Raw genomic sequence first — 22,577 nt, 5'->3', positions numbered from 1 at the left:
CGACGATATGACCAGCCTTCCTCCAACTTCAAACGAACAACTTCTCGCTTTAATTCTTCTGTATATGTTTGAAACGTTTGCCCCTTTTTTGCCATAGAAAAATCCCCTCTCAGATAGACTGTTAAGAACATTTTATCATGCTCTCTTTTTACTCTGTCTACCTGTAGGGGATAATACCAGCCACAAAATCTCATGTGGCTGTTTTTTTAGCATAATGTATTTTTTAATCGTACATAGTGAAGTCTGTAATCTCCCTGTACTTATATCTGGTTTACAGAGAACAAAAAGATAGGCCACTCGGCCATACTCCGAGCAGCCAGCAATAGTAAACCATTCGGGTAAAAAAGGGAGGGAATAAGTCGCAACAGCTAAAAACCATCACGCCTTATTTAGAAGTCTTCTTCAAAACTTCCATACTATTACTTTATCACAGGCAAAATGAATAAGTGTCCATTTATCGTTCGCGAATCGTTCGCCTTTCCTTTTGCCTTTCCGATGCAAGATGGGCTGAAAATACCCCGTTGAATTCGTTATAATCCAGATTGTGTATAATTCACAGGCACACACCTTATCTTACAGTCCCAAGGGAATATCACGTTTCCTAAAAATGAATTGAACAACCGCCAGGTTGAAGTGAATTTAAAAGGACAAAAAGAAAAAGAACACACAAAAAAGAGGAAATCACCAATCGATTTTCCCCTGCATTTTATTGAGTTCATCTTGTTTAATCCCTATGTAAATTAAGGTTTCTCGTTGATCCGTGTGATTCAGGATCTGTTGAAGGGCTACGACATCGTTGAATTTCTTGTAATGATTATACCCGTATGTCTTTCGAAGGGAATGGGTCCCGATTCGTTCCAGTCCGAATTCCTCCGCCAATTGACTCAAAATCACATAGGCCATCCCCCTTGTAATCGGTTTGTTTTTTCCGTTTCTACTTTTAATCAAATATTCATTCGAGGTTTTGTCTTTCACATAGGTCCGAATTGCCCGTTTCAATTCATTCAACATCTTCACTTCTTTATGTTTATCCGTCTTCTTTTCCTTCAGGACAATGTCCCATCCTTGCACATCCCTTACCCTTAAACGAAGAATATCCGAGATACGCAATCCCGTATGAATCCCGAGCAAAAACATGATGTAATTTCGTTCATTATTCTGTTTCAGGAAGTCTTTCATATCCTGCAGCAGGACCTTATCACGAATGGGTTGGACCACGTTCATTCGAAACACCCCCTTTTTTATAGACTTCTATTTTCAAGGCGAAGGCCAGGCGCAACATGGCCTCTCCTTTAATGGCATAATACTTGGTTTTTCCTAGCCCTAATTCAGTCCAAATTAACAGGTCGTAACCGTGTTGATCATGGAGAAGATACTTTTTCACAATGATCAATTTCTCGATGTCTTTCAAACTATTCACCGCATCGTGCATTTTAGTTAAACAATCCGCTCGGTTTTGCTCAAATTCAATCCGTTCAAGTGCTGCATCTTCCGTGCTGGAATGAAACGCGTTGGTATTAGTAGGAGGAACCAATGAATAGGATGGTGTCACTTTTGGCATTAAAAAAATAGGCAGTGTGATTAAGAAATCTCGATATTCTACAATCGCGTTTTCGACTTCTCTTTTGTTCTTTTTTTCATCAACAACCGGCATATCACTTCTTCTTTTCATGTGTCCTAGCACCTCCTTTTATTAATTCGGAAATTGACGATCTAATTCATCATAAGTATATTGTACATAACGACTTGGCTTTACCGGACTGAAGGCACCCGTCCGTTTGTCCGTCCGATAAGAATCCACTTTCCACTTGATCACATGCTTGATTTTTCTTTGTGTTATTTCTTTTCCCATTTCAATTACCTTCTCTCTTTTTCTCAATAAAAAAGGACATCCATTGAAAATAGGAAATCTCGTTTCCTACATTTAATGAATGTCCTCCAATTTTTTCCGGCCAGACGTTTATGCAATTGTTCTTTACTTTACTCGGATTTCTTCTACAACAATGGATGCTTTAATCGTATGCACACATTAAAGGATTTGATGATTTGAATTTGAATGATACGGCTTTGTACCTTCTTTTTTCAGATAATCGGTAATGGCCTCTTCCACTTCTTTGCTATCCAGTTGAATTTCTTTAATTAATTCCATTATCTAAAGCCTCCTCAGGTGAATTTTAATTGGTAAAGACCTACGTAAAGTAAAACTTAAATCTAATTTAGTCTCAGGACTTATCAATAACACACATTTTATTCGTACTGTGCGGCCCTTTACTTTTTACAAGGTCGTAAATGAACACTAGAGAAGCGTAAGATGCTGGTGCGCTTCAAAAAATAATACGGACACCAGCCAGTTATTTACTCTAGGGTACCTCGTCTCGGGAATAATATTGTCTGGTGAAGTAAACAATATTCCTTGATCAATTGGAGCAAAAATGTTATCCCATCCATTATTAGGAGGTTAAACATGAATCTGATTAAATTCAAAAAAATAATTGCTCTCGGACTGGCTTTAATTTCCTTTTTCTGCTTTCAAATCGGCAACCAACTTAATTCCGCAAATGCGGCAGATTCTAAGCAAATTCCCAAGAATGATATGTTGACAATGAGCAACTCGCAAGAAAAGCTTACCTTCGTCATTATTCACGGGTCCTGGGCTGACGTCAGCCAATTTGCTGGAGTCTCTGCCGAGCTTCGCAAACTTGGCCATTCGGTTTATGTGCCGGAATTGCCAGGTCACGGTGTCTTAACAGACAAAAACGTAACTCATGAGCAAATCACGAATGCCGTCGTCGAATATATTGAGAAAAAAGGTTTGAAACATATCGTTCTTCTCGGACATAGCTTCGGCGGTACGGTTGTAGCAACAGTAGCCCAGCAAATCCCGGATCGGATCGACCGTCTCGTGTTTGCTAACGCTTTTGTTCCTCTAGACGGACAAAGCTTGTATGATCAACTTCCGCCGCCTATTCAAGAAACATTCAAACAACTGGCCGATGCTTCTGGTAACAATACGATTATGCTTCCATTCCCACTGTTCCGAGATGCCTTCGCAAACACGGCCAGCTTAGAGGAAGCGAAAGTGATGTACAGCAAGATTATGCCGGAACCTGCAAGACCTTTATTTCAAAAGCTCGATCTGAAAAAATTCTACAATCTGCAAATTCCGAAAAGTTATCTTAATTTGACGGAAGATATCGCTCTTCCGCCCGGACCGTTCGCTTGGCATACGAACCAATCCAGCCACCTCGGTTTTTACCGATACATTGAAGGCAAAGGAGACCACTTTACGACCTTCTCCATGGAACTAAAAATGATTGCCCATAAATTCGTGGAAGCCGGCAGACCATAAATAACAACAAAGAGGATTTGAAGCCCCTCTACGTTTATGAGGGGTTCAGCCATACATTATTAGTAAAACACCTTTTTGTTTCATGAAAGGGACTCTAATATATATCAACTACTAACTACTAATTCTGGAATTCCTAAAAATCACAGTTTGTGTCCACTATTCTTCATACACTTTAAATGTCATCAAAGAATTCTTTGCCACATTTCTTTTTGACAACCTTCTTTCCTATAGGTGTTGTAAATTTGGTAGTGGCATGAACTGCATTATTGTTTTGCCACATAATCTTTGTTTCCCCGTACCCACCATCTGGTGGATTCATGGGAGTCAGTTTTTGATTGCTCACAAAGTACACCATATTTTCTTCTAAATTAATTTTCACTTCCATCGCGCCCACTCCCGTTTTCTCATAGCATCCTGTTAATATAAGTAATTCTCTCTACTCTACATGCTGCTAGGACAGTATCATATAGCAGACCCATAAATTCTTCTCTGATATTCTTGCAACAGCTCATTCATTCTCGGCTTATTATTCTTTTTAAAATAAAGATTGAGTACTGATTTATCGTCATTAAAGTTCACCGTGTTTTTTTCGTATACCAGAAATTCAATCAACAAACGGAGTGATGTATGCTTGTATTTGATGGACTCATGATAAAGGTCCCTAACCGTCATGTCTGCGCTCCAGATTGAGGAAGACCCCATATTCTTTGATGAATGCTAGTGATATGGTTCCAATGGGACCATTTCTTTGTTCACCAATAATAATTTCTATGATGTTTTTTTGCTCTCCGATTCCTTATCGTAATAATCATCCCGATAAAGAAATCTAATCACGTCAGCGTCTTGTTCAATTTGGCCCGATTCCCGTATATCTGACATCATAGGCCGTTTATCTTGCCTTTGTTCTACCGCCCTTGATAGCTGACTTAAGGCTATGACACATACATCCAATTCCCTTGCCATATGTTTTAGCATCTAACTGATTTCACTTATTTCTTGCATCGGATTCCCTTTATGTTTGGCTGATCCTGTAATGAGCTGCAGGTAATCAATCTTGACCAGAATGTCTTTGTCTTCGTACTCCCTTTTCATCTTACGGACCTTCGCCCAGATTTGATTAACTGTAATACTAGAATTATCAAAGGTTCTTAGATTAAGGTTGCTAACATCTCCCATTGCGCCTGTTAGCTTTCCCCAATCCTTATCAACAAGGTTACTTGTGCGGATATGCTGCGCATTGATTCTACCGTTACTCGAAATCATTCTTTTTAACAATTGTTTTCTACCCATTTCAAGGGAGAAGATTGCGACTGCGTGTTTCTTCTGTTTTGCTACTCCCTCTGAAATGTTCAAAGCAAATGCCGTTTTTCCTACAGATGGCCGGGCAGCGATTACAATAAGGTCTTGTTTTTGTAATCCGGCTGTCATTCGATCTAATTCTGTAAACCCTGTAGGCATACCGGTAATTTCACCTTTTGGCGTTTCTAATTCATCGTAGACCGCAACTAAATCATTCTTTATGGATCCGTCATCATCGTCAGTCGAGTTATCTTCTAACCGCATCAGACATCGTATAGAAAAATATTAATCGACGAAAGCCTTGCTGCTCTGTTAACACGTCATGTCATTAAGCAAAAGGAAATAAAACTGAAATTGGCAGAAAGGTATCAAAACAACTCTTGTTTTCGAACGAGGGAATGGCCTCCCCTATTAAAAATCCACCTTACACAGGGCCTTTATTCGCATTTGTAGAAAAGCAGGAATTACAAAACATATAACCATTCATGGTTTACGACATACCCATGCTGTTTTACTTCTAGAATCCGGGGCCAGTTTAAAAGATGTGCAGGAACGCTTAGGACATAAATCAATATAAACAACAGCAGATGTCTATGCTCACGTGTCAAAGAAACTCGAAGAAAAAAGTGTTGATGGATATTCTAACTATATGAATTATGCTCAATTGAATATGAAATAGTATGAAATGTGGTCAAAATGTGGTCAGCCAGCCAGTTCCCTTTCATTTTATAAAAATAAAAAAAGCCTTGGTAACTGAGAAACTCAGTAATACCAAGGCTTTGAAACTATTAATACATTGACATATATTGTTCGCGTTCCCATGGGTGAACTTGTGTGCGGAACATATCCCACTCGATTTCTTTTGCTTCGATGAAGTGTTCAAGTAAGTGTTCACCTAGTGCTGATTTGATGACTTCATCAGCTTTTAATGTTTCCAATGCAGCATATAAAGTAGCTGGAAGATCAACGATGCCTACTTCTTCACGTTCTTCTTTATTCATAACATAGATGTTGCGATCAACTGGAGCTGGAGGAGTCAAGTCGTTTTTGATGCCGTCAAGTCCAGCTTTCAGTATAACAGCAAGTGCCAGGTATGGGTTTGCTGCTGGATCGACACTACGTACCTCTACGCGAGTACTCACTCCGCGTGAAGCTGGGATACGAATTAATGGGCTGCGGTTTTTAGCAGACCATGCAACATAACAAGGAGCTTCGTAACCAGGAACTAGACGTTTATATGAGTTAACAGTAGGGTTTGTTACCGCAGTGAAGCTTGGAGCATGCTTAATGATACCTGCGATAAATTGCTCAGCTGTTTTACTTAATTCCAATTTTCCTTCTGTATCATAAAATGCATTTTGGTTTCCTTTGAATAATGAAACGTTACAGTGCATACCAGATCCATTAACACCGAACAATGGCTTTGGCATGAAAGTTGCGTGTAAACCATGTTTACGGGCAATCGTCTTAACGACCAATTTAAATGTTTGGATGTTATCACATGCTGAGATTGCATCCGCATATTTAAAGTCAATTTCATGTTGTCCTGGAGCTACTTCATGGTGGGATGCTTCAATTTCAAATCCCATTTCTTCAAGCTCAAGAACGATATCACGACGACAGTTTTCTCCTAGGTCAGTAGGTGCAAGGTCAAAGTATCCGCCTTTATCATTCAATTCTAGAGTAGGCTCGCCTGCTGCGTCCAGTTTGAATAAGAAGAATTCAGGCTCAGGTCCAAGATTGAAATCTGTGAAGCCCATTTCTCTTGCTTCTGCAAGAACACGTTTTAGGTTAGCACGGGGATCCCCATCAAAAGGTGTTCCATCCGTATTGTAAATATCACAGATCAAACGTGCGACTTTACCTTTTTCGGAAGTCCAAGGGAAGATAACCCATGTATTTAAATCAGGAAATAGGTACATATCGGACTCTTCGATACGGACGAAGCCTTCAATGGAAGATCCGTCAAACATCATTTTATTATCAAGTGCTTTTTCCAATTGACTGACTGGGATTTCAACGTTTTTAATCGTCCCTAAAATGTCGGTAAACTGTAAACGAATGTACTTAACATTTTCTTCTTTCGCTAAACGAGTGATGTCTTCACGTGTGAACTTTGCCAATTTTTATTCCCCCTAATAATCATTCATAAAATCATATTTTTTATTGAAAAAAACGAGACATATCCCCTTGTCGAAGAGATGTTCGATGCTTACTTCCTTGTAAAAGCTCGGCACGCAGAAGCTTGCGAAGCTCCTCATCACTAAGGTCACGTCTTATTTTTTCCGCTTGTTCTAAATCTTGGGTAGGTAAATTCTGTTCCTTTACAGTGAAAATTTTTTTTATGCCGGCCAGATTGACTCCTTGTTCGATTAAGTCTTTAATCTCAAGCAGTCGATCGATATCGTTTAAAGAAAAAACCCGACGATTTCCATCTGTTCTCATAGGAGTAATAAGTTGATGCTCTTCGTAATACCGAATTTGGCGTGCAGACAACTCAGTTAGCTGCATGACGATTCCGATGGAAAAAAGAGGCATAGAACGCCGAATGTTGTTGCCGTTCATTCTTAGCATCCTCCTTTGTTTATCTTAAAATAATCATATACCATGTTATTAAACATGTCAATCTGATGTTACATTTTATGACGTCATTTTTTTCAGAAGAGTTAAATGATTTGTAACTACTCAAATATTACGACTATTGTTTATGGGAGGAATCCATTGATTTGGACTCCCATTACGTAAATTACATATTCTCTTTTACAGTTGAATCAGTTTTTTATCCATCAATGCATTCACAGCGGTCAATACTGCTATTTTAACATGGGCATAGGTCAAGCCGCCTTGAACGTAGGCAACATACGGAGCCCTTGTTGGACCATCTGCCGTCAGTTCAATGCTGGCTCCCTGTATAAAGGTGCCCGCAGCCATGATTACATCGTCTTCATATCCTGGCATATATGCAGGATATGGTGTCACGTGCGAATTGATTGGCGATGCATATTGGATGGCTTGACAGAAGGCAACCATTTTATCCCGGTCATCAAATTGAACAGATTGAATCAAATCTGTACGCTTCGCATCCCATTTAGGATATGTATTCATACCGATTTTTTCTAAAAACGCAGCTGTGAACATGGCTCCTTTTACAGCTTGGCCCACGACATGCGGTGCAAGGAAGAAACCTTGGTACATTTCCTGCAGACTATAAAGGGAAGCACCTGCTTCAGCCCCTATTCCAGGTGATGTTAATCGATAAGAACACGCTTCAACAAGGCCCTTTTTACCAACAATATATCCACCGGTTTTCACTATCCCGCCACCTGGGTTTTTAATCAGTGAACCAGCCATTAAATCTGCTCCGACATGACATGGTTCTAGTGTTTCAACAAACTCTCCATAGCAATTGTCCACGAACACGACGATTTTCGGATTAATGGCTTTAACAAAGGAAATCATTTCCTTAATCTCTTCAATCGTAAAGGAAGGGCGTGTAGCATACCCTTTTGACCGTTGTATACCGATCATCTTAGTATTTGGTTGAATGGCTTGTTTAACGGCGTCGAAATCAACGGATCCCGCTTCCGCTAATGGAACGGCCTTATAGCTGATTTGAAAATCGCGCAAAGATCCGATACCCGATCCCCTGATACCGACAATCTCTTCCAAAGTATCATATGGCTTTCCAGTTATGTATAACAATTCATCACCCGGGCGCAATATGCCGAACAGTGCAGTGGAGATGGCGTGTGTGCCTGAAATAATTTGCGGGCGTACCAATCCAGCTTCCGCACCAAAAACATCTGCATATATCAATTCAAGCGTATCGCGGCCTGTATCATCATATCCATACCCTGTTGTCGGGATGAAATGGGAATCACTCACCCTATGTGCTTGAAAACTTTGTAATACACGAAATTGATTTTCTTCAATTCGTTCGTCGACTTGCTTATGTAACGGAGAAATCATTGCTTCCACGTCCTGGGCAATGTTTTTCAACACTTCTCCATTTGTTAACTGCTGATACATCAAACTTCCCCTTTATAATGAATATTTCTCAAGCTGCCCGGTTAATGGATGATCAGCTAGACAAAAACCTTTGCATTCATATCTTTCCGATTCTTCATTAAAGGAGAGAGTGCGCAATATGGTTTCATTTTTCAGCTGTGATAATAGTTTACCCTCACTCGACGGCAGGAAAACATAATACGGGACCATTTCTTCAATCACGTATTTTTCAATTTCTTCCATAATTTGATTCAAGTCCGATTGTTCATAGGCACTGATCATTAATGAAGCATGACTGGAAGACCTAACAAAATCAGCATGAATCCGATCTTTCTTATTATACAACGTTAGCTGTGGAATGGAAGGGACTTCTAAGTCATTTAGCAAATCCTGCACCGTTTTCTGATGATTAAAGTAATCCGTACTTGAGGAATCGACCACATGGAGCAATAGGTCAGCTTCCTTCACTTCTTCCAGAGTCGAGCGGAATGCGGCGATTAAAGATGTCGGCAAATCTTGAATGAATCCTACCGTATCCGTCAGCAGCACGGTAAATCCGCTGGGAAGAATCGCTTTTCGTGTCATGGGATCCAGGGTAGCGAACAACTGGTTCTCTTCGAATGAATCCGCCTCCGTCAAACGGTTGAACAGCGTCGATTTACCTGCATTCGTGTATCCCACGAGGGCAATTTGAAAGGTTTTATTACGTTTCCTTCTATCACGATAGCGTTCACGATGCTTGACAATGCCACTTAATTGTTGCTTGATTTCATCTATTTTCCCACGAATGTGGCGACGGTCGCTTTCCAGCTTCGTTTCTCCAGGGCCCCTGGTTCCGATTCCGCCTCCAAGCCTGGACATCGCGGTCCCCTGTCCGACCAAACGCGGTAATAAATATTGGAGCTGAGCAAGTTCAACCTGCAGCTTCCCTTCCCTGGAACGCGCCCGCTGAGCAAATATATCTAATATGAGCTGTGTCCGGTCAATGATCCTTGCCTCCAATTGTTTCGAAAGGTTTCGAATCTGGCTCGGGGATAGTTCATCATTAAAGATAAATAAATCCGGCTCAAGCTCCTCTTCCAGATTTCGAAGCTCCTCCACTTTTCCTTTTCCTATATATGTAGCTGGATCGACGCTTTCCCTTTTCTGGGTGATGGTCATTAACACCTCACCATTCGCCGTCTTCGCCAATGAAGCCAGCTCATCGAGTGAATATTCAAAACGTTCAGTAGGCTCTGTTGTTTGACACCCAATCAACACGGCCGTTTCCTTTGATGATTCTTCCAAATCATGCACCACCTTCTTGAAGATTTCAGTTAATCATAACAAAAAAATTGACTATATAAAAATTTCCTTAAAACAAAGCTTTTACCGTTTTAAAAATTCCGATAACATGCTAAAATCAAATTTGACTTTACCATCAAAATCGAAAAGACATAGAGGGAATTCATATGACATGGGAAGTATTAAGCATCATAGGTACGATTGCATTCGCCATTAGCGGAACCATCATTGCCATGGAAGAAGAGTATGATATTTTAGGAGTTTATATTTTAGGAATCATAACCGCTTTTGGCGGAGGGGCAATTCGGAACCTGCTGATTGGTGTCCCCGCTTCAACGTTATGGGATCAAAGTTTCTATTTTGCCATCGCTATAGTAACCATCACCATCGTTTTTGTATTCCCTACAAACCTTTCAAGACACTGGGATAGATGGGGAAACCTCAGTGATGCCATTGGCCTTTCTGCCTTTGCCATCCAAGGCGCGATGTATGCCGTGGAACTTAATCATCCAATGAGTGCCATCATTGTATCTGCGGCATTAACCGGGTGCGGAGGCGGGATACTTCGTGACGTACTGGCCGGAAGAAAGCCATTGGTCTTCAGAAAAGAAATCTACGTAGTATGGGCCATCATAGCAGGCTTGGTTTTAGGCAGTGGTGTATTATCCCAGTCTTGGCAGCTTTATTCACTCTTCGCCGTCATTACGATATTGCGAGTCCTTTCTTACACTAATAATTGGCATCTCCCTAATAAAAAATGGGTGCCTAAAACATAAATTTGAAAAGCCCGCCATTTTGGTGGGCTTTTCCATGTCATTCTTTCTCATCATCCTCAAAAATCAAATCTTGGCTGGTTAGGGTCAGTAAATCGGCTTTTTCAAAAGAATCCTCCAATAAAAGCCGCATCGCCTGTGCCCTGATCGACTTTTCAAGAACATTTCGGATATAACGTCCGTTAGAAAATGAAATCGGCCCCCGGAATGAACGTAATATGATTAAATGTTCTTTTAATTTCCTTTCGGCCTCCCGATTCATTAGATATTCCCTTTCCTGCAGCATCCGATCGGCTATTTCCATTAACTGATCAATCGTATAATCCGGAAAGTCAACAACAAGCGGGAACCTGGAATGTAGGCCAGGATTTAGGCTAAGGAAATAATCCATTTCCCTTGAATATCCAGCAAGGATCAAAATGAATTCGTGTTGACGATCCTCCATATGCTTGACAAGCGTATCTATGGCTTCTTTACCAAAGTCCTTTTCGCCGCCCCTTCCCAAGGAATAGGCTTCATCAATAAATAAGATCCCGCCAATGGCCTTTTTAATTAAATCCCTTGTCTTTTGGGCAGTATGACCAATGTATTCCCCGACCAAATCTGCCCTCTCCGCTTCAATTAAATGCCCTTTCGATAGTACATTCATTTTTTGAAACAACTTACCTATTAAACGTGCAACCGTTGTTTTCCCAGTTCCGGGATTTCCTTTAAACATCATATGCAGCGCTTGCCGGCCAGTCTTCAGCCCCTTTTCCTCACGTTGTTTATTGATGTAAATCCAGGCATATATTTCTTTTATCATCCGTTTCATTTCTTCCATTCCGACCAGCGATTTCAGGTCATCTTCAATCTCTTTCAACGCTACATGCTGGTGGGGGATTTCTTGCACCAAAATTTCTTTTATCGGCAGATCCTTTTGTAGCGCTTTTCTGTTTTCCGCATTAAACACAATATTGATTTGCCCGTTATTTTTCATACGGATCGGTTGTTCCAATGCATTCACCTCTCCATCTTGGACCCCTTACTCCACAATTTCCATTAGATTTATGATGGTAATAGGCATATGTAACATAGCCAAAACTTCCCCATCGGAAAATTCATTATTTCTTTTCGTGAATACCAAAGATTTCAGTTTAATTAGCCATATTCCTTTTCTAACGGCGACTTATTCTGACAGGATTTTTTCCTAAGAGGTTTTTTTACGACAAGTTTCATTCCCATCCACCAATTATTTATGTGGGATTGTCATTTCCTGCGGTTTCCCGGAAAATAATCCGTCCCTTATATATATTCAAAACAGGTACGTAAAATTATCGATTCTTTGAAAAAGAAACGTACCGTGCATACAAAAAAAACAGGTCGCAATAAGCGAAACCTGTTTTTCACATTCATATATATGATTATTCCTTCACTTCGTAATCAATCTGAACATTACGCTGTGGAGCGAATGTAGAAATCGCATGTTTATAGACTAACTGCTGTTTGCCCTCTGATTCAAATAAAACGGTAAAATTATCGAACCCTTTTACTTGTCCTCTAATCTGGAACCCGTTTAATAAAAATACCGTCACATACGTACCATCTTTCCGTAATTGATTAAGAAACTGATCTTGAATATTTACTGATTGTTTCATGTATTAGTCCTCCTCTTTTCTCTCTAAATTTATGTATTCGCCTTCATTGAAAAGCTTTCCTGCAATAAATCCAGATATTTCATGTATTTTTTTTGGAAAACCCTCGAGATCGGTCATATTAAACCAATTTACATCCATTTTATTCCGAAACCAAGTCAATTGCCTTTTTGCATATCTACGGGAGTTTTGCTTTAAAGTCTCAACCGCTTCATCCAATGAAGCTTTTCCATCAAAAAAATCATAGATTTCTTTATAGCCTATAGCCTGGATTGATTGGCAATCCCTCAAACCTTTTTCGTGAAAGGACTCCACCTCTTGAATCAGCCCTTCTTCTACCATCCCATCAACACGTTGATCGATACGTCGGTACAACTTCTCACGTTCCATTGTCAATCCAATGATGCATGTATCATATTTAAATTCAGTAGGCTGTTCATTCAGCTGCTCACTCATCGTTTTACCTGTACAATGATAAATCTCAAGTGCTCTGATCACCCTTCTAACATTATTAGGATGAATCCGATTCGCGCTTTCTGGGTCAACGCTGCGTAATTGTTCAAAAACTGGATCGATCCCAAACTCCCTTACCTGTTTTTCGAGTCCATCCCTATAAACAGGGTCTGATGGCGCTTCCGAAAATTGATAATCATGGATGACCGATTGTATGTATAATCCTGTTCCACCGACGATAATAGGGAGTTTACCTCTGCTCTGGATATCCCCGATACAAGCATTAGCGCGCTCCTGGAACTCTGCTGCACTAAATGGTTCATCAGGGTCCTTAATATCAATTAAATAATGGGGAACCCCTTCTGTTTCTTCCCTTTTGATTTTTGCAGTCCCAATATCCATCCCTTTATAAACCTGCATCGAATCTCCGCTGATAATTTCACCATTAAATAACTTTGCCATCTCAATGCTCATCTTAGTCTTGCCAACAGCAGTCGGTCCAATGATAACGAGAAGTTTTCCTTTTTGTTGTTTCACATTCTCACTGCCTTATATGATTTTTTCCTATCTTATCATAATCTCGATGAAAGCAGCTAAACATCTACCCATTATGTCCAATTCAGATTCTTTTATTCACCTCTTTTCCCGGAATAATCGTCATCTTGAAATCCCTTTATTCACATTCAATTGTGACCATTATACCTTCATTTATCCATATAGATCAGCTTTATAATATAGGTGAATTTCCAAGTTCCATTTGCCGCATTAGACCAAGTAATAGCGAAACCGGCTGGGACTAATGGAGAAAAATAAGCATGATAAAGGCCTTTCAACAAAATACAAKATAATCAAAAATAACTAAAAAAGGGTATGATTCCTTCTGCATTTTGAGGAATCATACCTTCTTTATCATTGCGCTTCCCTTTTGATTTACAGTTCACAGCACATTCTTCCATTTACGGGTATCGTCATCGTAACGGTCGTTTCTTTTTCAGTGGATTGTACATGAATCTCTCCATCATATCTGCTCACTAAGTCTTTAACGATGAACAATCCTTGTCCGCGAACTTTACCCTTTTGTGCCTTTTTTGTTGAAAATCCGCTGGTGAATATATTCTCCTGATCTAAAGTGGAAATCATTGGCCCGGTGTTCGTGACCATAAACGTATACTTTTGATCATCAGCGTTACATGCAATATTCATTCGGCGTTCTTGCTCGGGCAATTCAATTGTTGCTTCAATTGCATTATCGATAACATTGGATAATAATTTTATCAAATCGATTGTTTTGACCCGATTGAAAGATTTGGGTGAAACATCAATTTCTATATCGATGTTATAATTCTGTGCCGATAGCCTTTTTGTCTCTAACAGGACAGATAAGCCCGGATGAATCACATCCAATTTCATCGATTCTATCGAATGCACTTCTTTTGAAAGGCCAGTTAAATAATCGAGTGCTTTTGCGTTCTCCCCTAATTTAAGCAGTCCATGTATCACCTGAATATGATTGGAAAAATCATGCCTTAATGATCGGACTGAAGCAATGAGCGATTGAAATTCCGATTGATATGTATCTTCCGTATCCCCCACTTCACGTGTCAGTTCTTTTTGATACCATTTTTGAATGACAAAAAAGGTAAATAGCAACATGATGACAAATCCCCCGTTATAAACAAGGATGGCGATGCTGCTTTTCAATACCTTTCCGTTAATGGCATTAATATCCTCTGCACTCACATCAATGCCCAAAAAACCAATWATGGTGCCATCTTGATTTTTTATTGGCACTCCCACAGTCAAATACTCCCCATATTCCGGATCTTCCAGAATCCCGGTAATAAAGCTTTTACCTTCATACGCCTGTTCGACCTGCTCCGATGGAACAGTACATACACCACCGATAGGAAAATCCCCTTTATGATCTTTAGAAAATCCGGTAATCATAGCTTTAGATACTCTCGGATTATCAACCATGATGGTATAAACATACAATGCCCCGATTTTTTCACGGGCATCTTCTAAATAAGCTTTTATATCCTTATATTCYTGGCTATTTACTTGGTTATTAAGAAATCGTTGATATGCCTCTATATCCATTGAGTCGGCAATAGACCTGGCAGTTACCAAGTTTTGATTAGCAACGGATTTTTGCACAGAATTTTTAATGCTTAAATAAGTAGAAAACATATTTAGAAGAATGAAGACAATTAATAAAAGAATGGTCAAATAAAGAAATGCCCTTAACTTTTTATTTTTCATAGGATTAAACTTACCTCGTCTCTAGCAGCTAAAAGTTAACGAACCTTTTATGAGTTTACTATATAAAGGGGAAAAGTAATAGAAAATAATCTAATATTCACGAAAAACATAGGCATACAGGACTATATTTAATCAAGTAATTGACATATTATCCACTTCTTTTTTTGATCCTCAACTTTTTAAATTTTAATTTAAGCTAAATTAAATACTTAATATTTCTAACAAAACATTTTATTACCATATATTTATTATATTAATATAACTTTATATAAGAACACGAAAAAAAGGACAGATGCTGAACTTGATATATTAGCCTTGAAATAAATAATTTTACCCTTTATATGAAAATATTACAAGAATGTAAAGGTTTAATCTATAAAATCTAAACAAAATTCATATTTTTTATTCAGATGCCATTCAGTTTTATGAAAAAAGCGGATCACTCCCCTTGCAATGGTACGTATTAACTAATTTATCATTAAGGAAAACGGCATTTTAACGAGACATTAATACAAAAAAATGGAATCAGGGTCTGCCCCCCTGATTCCATTAACATATGATAGTTTTCATTTAATCGAATTGATGACTGCCCGCTCATACATCTTTTTTGTTACTTGATAATATAGCAGTTGAAAAAGAAAATACGTTCCGATGACCATAGCAGAATAGACGAACAAGTTGGATCCCAATAAATTGCTTAATGCCACGTAGGCGATTATGGCATGAATCATCCCTATCAGAAAAGGAGCGAAAAAGAGGATGCGTATTTCCGCACTTAAAATTTTCCGTATTTCTTTTTTTGTCAGTCCCAGTCGATGTAGGGCATGAATTTGGATTTTTTTATCTTCTAAATTCGTAAAAACCCGCAGATACATCATGCTTCCTTGGACGATAAAGAATAATAAACTGACGAACAAGCCGATAAAAAGGATCAAAATGCTTCCCTGTTTCATTTCTTGATAAATCGGAGCTCTTGTTTGCAATTGATTATGGTCAGGATTATTAGACATTTTTTCTATTTTAGCAGCTGTTTCCATTGATTCTTCCCAGTCTTTAACTTCATACCCTCGTACTCTTACCTTATCTTTTAAAGGCACATCATTAGTGATTTCATGATACAGCTGATCATCGACCACCATCAGGGTCGTTGCTGATTTTATTGGAGCGACTATCGATTGATTGCGCTGACCAATCATTGTTACCTGTATGGTTTGTTTACCATATTGAAGCTCCTTTTGTTCACCCTTTTGGACAAATTCATAGTCGAGTCCTCCATAAGGAAAAATGTATAACGCTTCTCCTCCAGATAGCTTTGCTGGATCAATTTTTCGCAATGCAGCCGCATTGTTATAATCACTTTCCGAGATTAATAATGACCTATGTTCATTAGATTCTCCCGTTCTCATATGGGGTAACATGTGGGAAATGGGGACACCTGTCATATTAACTTCGTAAAGGATCTTGAATCCATCTTCCTTTAATGTTTTCTCCACTGCGGATGGTTCAATAACGGAATAAATGGAAGCGTCATTTTCAACCCAGCCAATTGATTGCGGAATGTTATCGATCCCTTGCTTTTTTAAATCTGCACTGAACATGAAAAGTGTTCCTGCAGCTGTCAAAATCACAGCTGTAATGATCGAGGTCAAAAAGAATAACCTGGAATAGTCCTTAATATTAAATATCAGGTTTGTTTGTGTAATTAAATTCGTTCCACCATATAAGCTTTTCTTCTTCCGATAAAGCCTGCGGCATAGAGCGACAATGCTTTGGCTGAATAAAAAATAGGTGCCGATCAGTACGAAGAATAAAATGGGCATTACTCGAATATAAGAATTGTTCACCGACATCGTGGCTGCCAAGTAATAAGAAATGCATAAGCAAACTGCTGATAATGCAATTAACCACTTTGAAACGAAGGGCGTCTTTTTTGGTTTTTGTTTATCTTTTAGTAAATCGACAACCTCCGCATTTCCAATGTGGAACAATGAAAGGAGCGATAATAGCTGAAATAGCAAAATGAAACCAACAATCGTATAAACAAATGCCTCAGGGACAAAGACAAATGATATTGGTTGCTCTACAGCCAATAACCAAGAAACTGCCATTAAGAATAATTTTGAGAACAAAAACCCCAAGCCTACTCCGATCAGGATGGATATGAGGGAAACAATCGTTTGCTCCAGGTAAATCAGTTTTCTTAGTTGGGATTTGGACATTCCAAGCAGTGTCAGAAGCCCAAACTCTTTTTTTCGCGGCTGTATAAATGCAGCATTCGAATAAGCGATAAAGAAAACTGAAAATATGATGATCACTATTTCTGCTGCAATGAGTCCACTGCTGATTAGCTGTCCCCCAGGGATATTCGCATGGACCACATCAGGATGAAAGATAAATGATGCGTAAATAAAAAAGATTGAGACGGAAAGGACAATACTAAAAGAATAGGCTAGATAACGTTGTGCATTTCCTTGGATATTTCTCTTAGCGAGAAGTCGGATGTTCATGATAGACTCCTCCCAAAACGCTTAACGTATCTAATATCCTTTGATGGAAGCTCTGTCTCTCCCCTCCGCTATGAACCTCCGAAAAGAACTTGCCATCCTTTATGAATAGAACCCGGTCACAGAAGCTGGCGGCAGTCGGGTCATGAGTGACCATGAGGATGGTTGCTCCCTTTTTCTCCTGAAGTGTCGTGAGGGTATCCATTACCTGCTTGGCGGATTTGGAATCCAAATTGCCAGTAGGTTCATCCGCTAAAATAATGGAAGGTTCATGGATCATCGCTCTTGCACAAGCCGTTCGTTGCTGCTGACCCCCGGAAATTTCAAAGGTCCGCTTTTCTAAAATCCCTTCTATACCAAGAAGGTTCGCCAACTGATTTACCCTATTTTCCATTTCCTGCAGTTTATAATGATCTAACGCTAAAGGAAGGAGGATATTTTCGCGAACGGTAAGTGTATCAAGAAGGTTGAAGTCTTGAAAAACAAATCCAATTTCCCTCCTGCGAAACAAAGCCAGGTCCTGATTGTTTAATTCATTAGGGTTTTGATCATTTAGAATGACTTTACCTGTGGTGGGCTTATCAATCGTTGCCATTAAGTTAAGCAGCGTGGTTTTCCCGCTGCCTGATGGACCCATCACCCCGACAAACTCCCCTTTCTGTACATTCATGGTGAAATTATGTAACGCTTTATGAAATACATTCCCCTGCTTTTGAAAATAAGTTTTGGATAGTTGTTCCGCTTTTAAAATCGACATCCGAAAATACCTCCCTTTCTTACAGTAAGTATAATGAATAAAGCGGGAGGCTCCCATCGAAGTTTATTACATACCGCTTTAACACCCTTACAATTCTGTCACCTTTCATGTAGGGTATTTGTCTTAAAGAGAAATTCCACAGTAGTCCCTTCGGATACAGTCGATTGAATGGTAACGCCATGCCCAAGCCTGTTAAGGATTTCCTTCACTAGATATAGTCCCATTCCGGTTGACTCTTGTTGAACTCGCCCGTTCTCTCCAGTAAAAAAAGGATCAAACACTCGTTTTATATCATGTGGGACAATTCCAATTCCCTGATCTGTTATCCTTAGGAAAATCTCCGACTCTTTTTCAACAATGTTGAACGTTATGCTGACATGCTCTTCCTGCCTTGAATACTTCAGTGCATTAAAGACCACCTGACTAATGGCGAAGTGGAGCCACTTACGATCCGAATGCACATATAAATTCTCAAGCTCCGTATCAAGCTTGGGGTATATGAACCGTTTGATGAACTGTTTTCTTTCCTCGTTAATCACTTGTTTGACTAGATTAATTAAGTCAACCCGTTCCGATTTTACATCCTCCGAAAAACGCTGCAGCCTTGCTCCATGCAATATAATTTCCAGTCCTCTGCGAAATCGATCATTTTCTTCTTCTATCTCTTTAAGATAATCCTTCATCGGCCCATTCGAAAATGTCCTTTTGCCTTCTTGAATCAGTAAGGAAATGACTGAAACAGGTGTCTTCATTTGATGAACCCATTGATGAATCAATAGCTCATATTGCTCCTTCTGTTTGATTTGTTCTTGTAATTGTCCAATTGTTACTTTGTTCATTTGTTGAAAAAGCTCCATCCACAACTTTTGTTCATTTGACAGGGGTTCCCTAAAGGCTTCGACATATTCAAACGACAAGCTCGTTTCTTGCTTCATCCTTGCTAATTGATTAAGAAAACGGTAATGCCTTATGTAATCGGCCGCTAAAAATAGAAGCAACATAAACAACGTGAGAATAATTAAATAGAAGATATTTGAAATCGATATGTGATTCCCCGCTTCCAGAACGGCTAATGCATAAGCAATAATAAGCAGGCTTGCCAATAGAACGGTATAAAATATAAAATAAAGACGGTCTATAATAAAGGATTTTAGCTTCACTTTTCTTCACCTTGCACTATTTTTAGTCGATATCCTTTTCCCCTGCTAGTTGTTATGGCATCCTTGACGCCAATATCCTCTAGTTTTCTCCGTACTCTAGTGACATTGACAGTCAATGTATTGTCATCAACAAATGAATCATCATTCCATAGGGCTTCAAGTAAATCTTCACGGGAGACAATGGTGTCATACTGTCGTAGTAAACAGCTCAATAATTTTAACTCATTTTGAGTTAACATTACCCGATTGTCCTGATATTCGATCATCGCTTTTTCCGTATAAAGCGTTAATCCGTCCATTTCCTTTATTTGTTGGTGGAATGAAGATATTTCCGCATATTCACCATAAACCCTACGTAAGGCACTTTTTATTTTCGCTAGCACCACTTCCAAATGAAATGGTTTTGTTAAATAATCATCTCCCCCATATTCTATGGCCATGACTTGGTTCATTTCATCTGTCCTTGCAGAGATGAATATGATGGGAACCTTTGAAACCGTCCTTATTAGCCGGCACCAATGAAAACCATCATAATAGGGCAGATTAATATCCAATAAAACCAAATCTGGCTTTATCTCTTGAAACTCCGCAAAGACTTGGTCCAATTGCTTTACTTCAAAAACCTCATACCCATACCTTTTTAAATAATTTACCAAGCTCCCAGCTATCTTGACATCGTCTTCAACCAAAAAGATTTTATACATCTTTTCCTCCTCTTTAAAATAACAATCCTTACTATCACTCTTACATATAATTTCCGTCCCATATCAATCTGCTTTTGAATTTACAATAAAAAACCTTGAATGGCCTGAGCCAATCAAGGGGATGCGAATAAAATTAGATTTCTTCCGGGATTTTCAATCCCTCAATGAAGGATTGAAAACTCTCTGCAACTTTATAAATATTTTCATCCTGGCCTGATGGATCCGAATACCACCCCTGATCCCAGAAATAGACTCCCTTTTCCTCTTCGTTATTTATCAGTAAAATTTTACCTGCACACGTATCATTACCTATTATAATGCAATTCTTATGTAAGTCTTCCCTGTTTTCTTCATGCCATTTCTGTAAATCCAGTTCTTTATCCTGAAGATCTAATCCATAAAGGACATTTAAGCAAACGAGTGTGTCTAATGCATCTACATAAAACTTACTGTTTTGCACCGCAGTTATGCCGCCATTATGCTTGAGGAGAAATTGTTTATAATCAGCAGGGATTTCAAAACCCACAAATTCCTCAAAATTATTCACTGCTTTTTGTGTCGCTTTACCATATCCAGTAATATTCACCATTCTACCAACTCCATTTCAGATTATTGTAGCAACATACAAAATCAATTCACCACCAGATGATCTTATTCTGTAAGCCTTATTCACTTGCTGATTGCTGTAATAAAAAGGCAAGGTTTTCCTTTATATTTCCTTAGCCAAATGGAACTTTGACTCCATTACAATCTAAACGATTTTTTCAATGGAGATTCCTGAAAAACAAATTATTCCTCAGGACTAAAAAAATGACACTTTTTAAATACATTAACATAAATTTACTTTCCTTTTCAGTATTTTCTGATATATTTTTCGACAATTTTGTTGCAATCATCTCCACTTAAGAAAATAGCTTAAAAAAAAGGGATTTTCCCTTCACTAAAAATTCGCAAAAAAAGGGTAGAAGGCAAAATGGTGATTTGAAAGCTTATGTCCCAAAAGGGAAAAATAGAAGAGGTTTGTATATAAATACAAGTATACAATAACAAGGAAAAGGATAAATATTTCATACTATACACTTGGGCTATTATAATTAAATGAGATTTGAGTTTAAGTTATCAAAATTGATGGTTATTTAAAACTTTGGGTAAAAGGAATATAAAATAATCAATTTAGGATAGATGTTTTAATATTTTAGATCGAAGTAACAGCAAAATTGCAGTATCGCATGGTGGCATGATATCGAGACTAATCGAAAGCTATCCCCAAATTCCTGTTCTGTAAATTATTTATTTCCACACCAGGGATACAACATCTTGGATACAATAAAAAAAGGCACCCAACCATCATCTTCAAGGTTGTGCGCCTTTTTTTATTTATGGATTAAATCAACTACATCTCATACAACTTTATAGTCATCATAAGTAATTAATAATCTGCTCATAGAAACTGTCTCAGCGCGAAGCTTATTTTTATCACGACAATAGGCTATTATGGAACTGTTGGGAAGTTTAGCAGTACAATTCCATTTACTATATTTCTCACTATACCTAGAAGATATTTCAATATTCTCTCCACGGATCTTTAACATCCTGCGTTCTACCAAGGGCATCATCTCCAATTCCGATAATATTATTTACCCTAAATCAGATAAAATATTCATGGACACCATACAAGCATTGCATATTCAAAGATTATGGACATTATAACAAAACAAACATACAGGCAGAATTATAAGTGTCTATATTGATTGTTCATGTCATTAATTGATTGGACAATCTAAAGTTCAAACCACCCCCTATCAGTATAGTAAAATGACAAGGGCTATTTCTAATAAACTTTTTTATTTAAGGTATTATAACCACAATAATCTTAATGTTTTTTTAGAATATTAAGATAAATCAAGAAACCCACCTACTAACTCTTAATTATAACTAAAAAATTATATTTCTATCACAAAAAATTTATTTGAAATTAAGAGATTAGAGTCGTATGATTAGTAGTATCGGCGGAAAACACATAAAACAAAATAATTAAGTTTAAAGGGGAATTAGATATGGTAGATGTAGCCTCAAGACCTGAACATGAAACACTTAATATTTCTGGAAACCAAGAACAATTGGATATCCTAGATCAGCTTTTAAAGCCCGAGGTTCAGGAATCCTTGAACACTTTAGTTGAGCAGTTACCAAAACTGACTGAATTAGTGAATATTTTAACAAAGTCTTATGATTTCGCTCAATCTGTTGCGACTGATGATGTTTTGAAAAATGATACGGTCAGCGCCATTTCGGAGATCGCTACACCTGTAGTGGGCTCAGTGAAAGGTCTTGCAGCTAACGCCATCGAAGCTAAGGATCGTGCAGAAGCGAATAATGATGTGATCGGT

21 protein-coding genes and 1 pseudogene are annotated in these 22,577 nt (G+C 38.6%); 4 read left to right on the top strand and 18 right to left on the bottom strand.

Annotation, left to right across the window (positions count from 1 at the left end):
* Window positions 1–681 precede the first annotated feature (681 nt).
* The 3 genes from AC1DVK_RS23675 to AC1DVK_RS23665 are packed head-to-tail and all read right to left on the bottom strand — an operon-like array spanning window position 682 to window position 1,852.
* Window positions 682–1,224: a tyrosine-type recombinase/integrase gene (locus AC1DVK_RS23675; RefSeq protein WP_410863869.1), complete on the bottom strand. Its 543-nt coding sequence runs from the start codon at window positions 1,222–1,224 to the stop codon at window positions 682–684.
* Window positions 1,199–1,672: an ArpU family phage packaging/lysis transcriptional regulator gene (locus tag AC1DVK_RS23670; protein ID WP_477627522.1), complete on the bottom strand. Its 474-nt coding sequence runs from the start codon at window positions 1,670–1,672 to the stop codon at window positions 1,199–1,201. Before AC1DVK_RS23670 ends, AC1DVK_RS23675 begins: the two co-directional genes overlap by 26 nt.
* A 21-nt stretch (window positions 1,673–1,693) precedes the next feature.
* On the bottom strand, window positions 1,694–1,852 hold the full coding sequence (locus AC1DVK_RS23665) for a hypothetical protein (protein ID WP_410863868.1): 159 nt from the start codon (window positions 1,850–1,852) through the stop codon (window positions 1,694–1,696).
* 750 nt (window positions 1,853–2,602) lie between these two features.
* Between AC1DVK_RS23665 and AC1DVK_RS23660 the strand changes: the two genes are divergently transcribed.
* Complete coding sequence (locus AC1DVK_RS23660; protein WP_477627521.1) at window positions 2,603–3,349, top strand: alpha/beta fold hydrolase; 747 nt, start codon at window positions 2,603–2,605, stop codon at window positions 3,347–3,349.
* Between the two features lie 172 nt (window positions 3,350–3,521).
* On the opposite strand, the gene AC1DVK_RS23655 is transcribed toward AC1DVK_RS23660, so the two are convergent.
* Complete coding sequence (locus tag AC1DVK_RS23655) at window positions 3,522–3,734, bottom strand: DUF3954 domain-containing protein (RefSeq protein ID WP_477627520.1); 213 nt, start codon at window positions 3,732–3,734, stop codon at window positions 3,522–3,524.
* Window positions 3,735–4,010: 276 nt separating this feature from the next.
* Window positions 4,011–4,873, bottom strand: a pseudogene (locus AC1DVK_RS23650) (replicative DNA helicase); the annotation flags it as partial.
* A 214-nt stretch (window positions 4,874–5,087) separates the two neighbouring features.
* Between AC1DVK_RS23650 and AC1DVK_RS23645 the strand changes: the two are divergent.
* Window positions 5,088–5,225, top strand: a complete 138-nt coding sequence (locus tag AC1DVK_RS23645) for a tyrosine-type recombinase/integrase (RefSeq protein WP_410863870.1) — start codon at window positions 5,088–5,090, stop codon at window positions 5,223–5,225.
* 211 nt (window positions 5,226–5,436) lie between these two features.
* Here AC1DVK_RS23645 and glnA read toward each other — a convergent pair whose 3' ends face one another.
* From glnA to hflX, 4 genes are all read right to left on the bottom strand, one after another.
* The gene (glnA, locus tag AC1DVK_RS23640) at window positions 5,437–6,771 is read right to left on the bottom strand and encodes a type I glutamate--ammonia ligase (RefSeq protein ID WP_061462504.1); all 1,335 of its coding nucleotides are present in this window, start codon (window positions 6,769–6,771) and stop codon (window positions 5,437–5,439) included.
* 40 nt (window positions 6,772–6,811) lie between these two features.
* Window positions 6,812–7,213, bottom strand: coding sequence for a MerR family transcriptional regulator (locus AC1DVK_RS23635; RefSeq protein ID WP_318684483.1), 402 nt, complete (start codon window positions 7,211–7,213; stop codon window positions 6,812–6,814).
* 195 nt (window positions 7,214–7,408) lie between these two features.
* Window positions 7,409–8,677, bottom strand: coding sequence for a methionine gamma-lyase family protein (locus AC1DVK_RS23630; protein ID WP_317778838.1), 1,269 nt, complete (start codon window positions 8,675–8,677; stop codon window positions 7,409–7,411).
* Between the two features lie 12 nt (window positions 8,678–8,689).
* Window positions 8,690–9,943, bottom strand: coding sequence for a GTPase HflX (gene hflX / locus AC1DVK_RS23625; RefSeq protein WP_061462501.1), 1,254 nt, complete (start codon window positions 9,941–9,943; stop codon window positions 8,690–8,692).
* A gap of 164 nt (window positions 9,944–10,107) precedes the next feature.
* Between hflX and AC1DVK_RS23620 the strand changes: the two genes are divergently transcribed.
* The gene (locus tag AC1DVK_RS23620; RefSeq protein ID WP_317778836.1) at window positions 10,108–10,716 is read left to right on the top strand and encodes a trimeric intracellular cation channel family protein; all 609 of its coding nucleotides are present in this window, start codon (window positions 10,108–10,110) and stop codon (window positions 10,714–10,716) included.
* Between the two features lie 37 nt (window positions 10,717–10,753).
* On the opposite strand, the gene spoVK is transcribed toward AC1DVK_RS23620, so the two are convergent.
* The 9 genes from spoVK to AC1DVK_RS23575 form a co-directional block, all read right to left on the bottom strand.
* Window positions 10,754–11,710 carry a stage V sporulation protein K gene (gene spoVK, locus AC1DVK_RS23615; protein WP_061466029.1) on the bottom strand — a complete coding sequence of 319 codons (957 nt, stop codon included), beginning with the start codon at window positions 11,708–11,710 and terminating at the stop codon, window positions 10,754–10,756.
* Between the two features lie 406 nt (window positions 11,711–12,116).
* Window positions 12,117–12,350, bottom strand: a complete 234-nt coding sequence (gene hfq / locus AC1DVK_RS23610) for an RNA chaperone Hfq (RefSeq protein ID WP_034313436.1) — start codon at window positions 12,348–12,350, stop codon at window positions 12,117–12,119.
* Between the two features lie 3 nt (window positions 12,351–12,353).
* Window positions 12,354–13,274 carry a tRNA (adenosine(37)-N6)-dimethylallyltransferase MiaA gene (gene miaA / locus AC1DVK_RS23605; RefSeq protein WP_412547093.1) on the bottom strand — a complete coding sequence of 307 codons (921 nt, stop codon included), beginning with the start codon at window positions 13,272–13,274 and terminating at the stop codon, window positions 12,354–12,356.
* 456 nt (window positions 13,275–13,730) lie between these two features.
* Window positions 13,731–15,062, bottom strand: coding sequence for an ATP-binding protein (locus tag AC1DVK_RS23600; protein ID WP_477627519.1), 1,332 nt, complete (start codon window positions 15,060–15,062; stop codon window positions 13,731–13,733).
* 566 nt (window positions 15,063–15,628) lie between these two features.
* Window positions 15,629–17,569: an FtsX-like permease family protein gene (locus tag AC1DVK_RS23595; RefSeq protein ID WP_477627518.1), complete on the bottom strand. Its 1,941-nt coding sequence runs from the start codon at window positions 17,567–17,569 to the stop codon at window positions 15,629–15,631.
* Window positions 17,547–18,323, bottom strand: coding sequence for an ABC transporter ATP-binding protein (locus AC1DVK_RS23590; protein ID WP_477627517.1), 777 nt, complete (start codon window positions 18,321–18,323; stop codon window positions 17,547–17,549). The genes AC1DVK_RS23595 and AC1DVK_RS23590 overlap by 23 nt, the downstream gene beginning before the upstream one ends.
* 98 nt (window positions 18,324–18,421) lie before the next feature.
* Window positions 18,422–19,483: a sensor histidine kinase gene (locus AC1DVK_RS23585; protein ID WP_410863854.1), complete on the bottom strand. Its 1,062-nt coding sequence runs from the start codon at window positions 19,481–19,483 to the stop codon at window positions 18,422–18,424.
* Window positions 19,480–20,187 carry a response regulator transcription factor gene (locus AC1DVK_RS23580; RefSeq protein ID WP_477627516.1) on the bottom strand — a complete coding sequence of 236 codons (708 nt, stop codon included), beginning with the start codon at window positions 20,185–20,187 and terminating at the stop codon, window positions 19,480–19,482. The genes AC1DVK_RS23585 and AC1DVK_RS23580 overlap by 4 nt, the downstream gene beginning before the upstream one ends.
* 133 nt (window positions 20,188–20,320) lie before the next feature.
* Complete coding sequence (locus tag AC1DVK_RS23575; RefSeq protein WP_061462495.1) at window positions 20,321–20,776, bottom strand: SMI1/KNR4 family protein; 456 nt, start codon at window positions 20,774–20,776, stop codon at window positions 20,321–20,323.
* Between the two features lie 1,468 nt (window positions 20,777–22,244).
* On the opposite strand from AC1DVK_RS23575, the gene AC1DVK_RS23570 reads away from it, so the two are divergent.
* Window positions 22,245–22,577 (top strand): DUF1641 domain-containing protein (locus AC1DVK_RS23570; protein ID WP_477627515.1); only part of this gene is annotated, 333 nt, incomplete at its 3' end.

Source organism: Peribacillus sp. P4_B1, from assembly GCF_056402395.1.
Note: the sequence above shows the minus strand (reverse complement) of the source record. Positions and strands in the feature narration are given on the sequence as shown.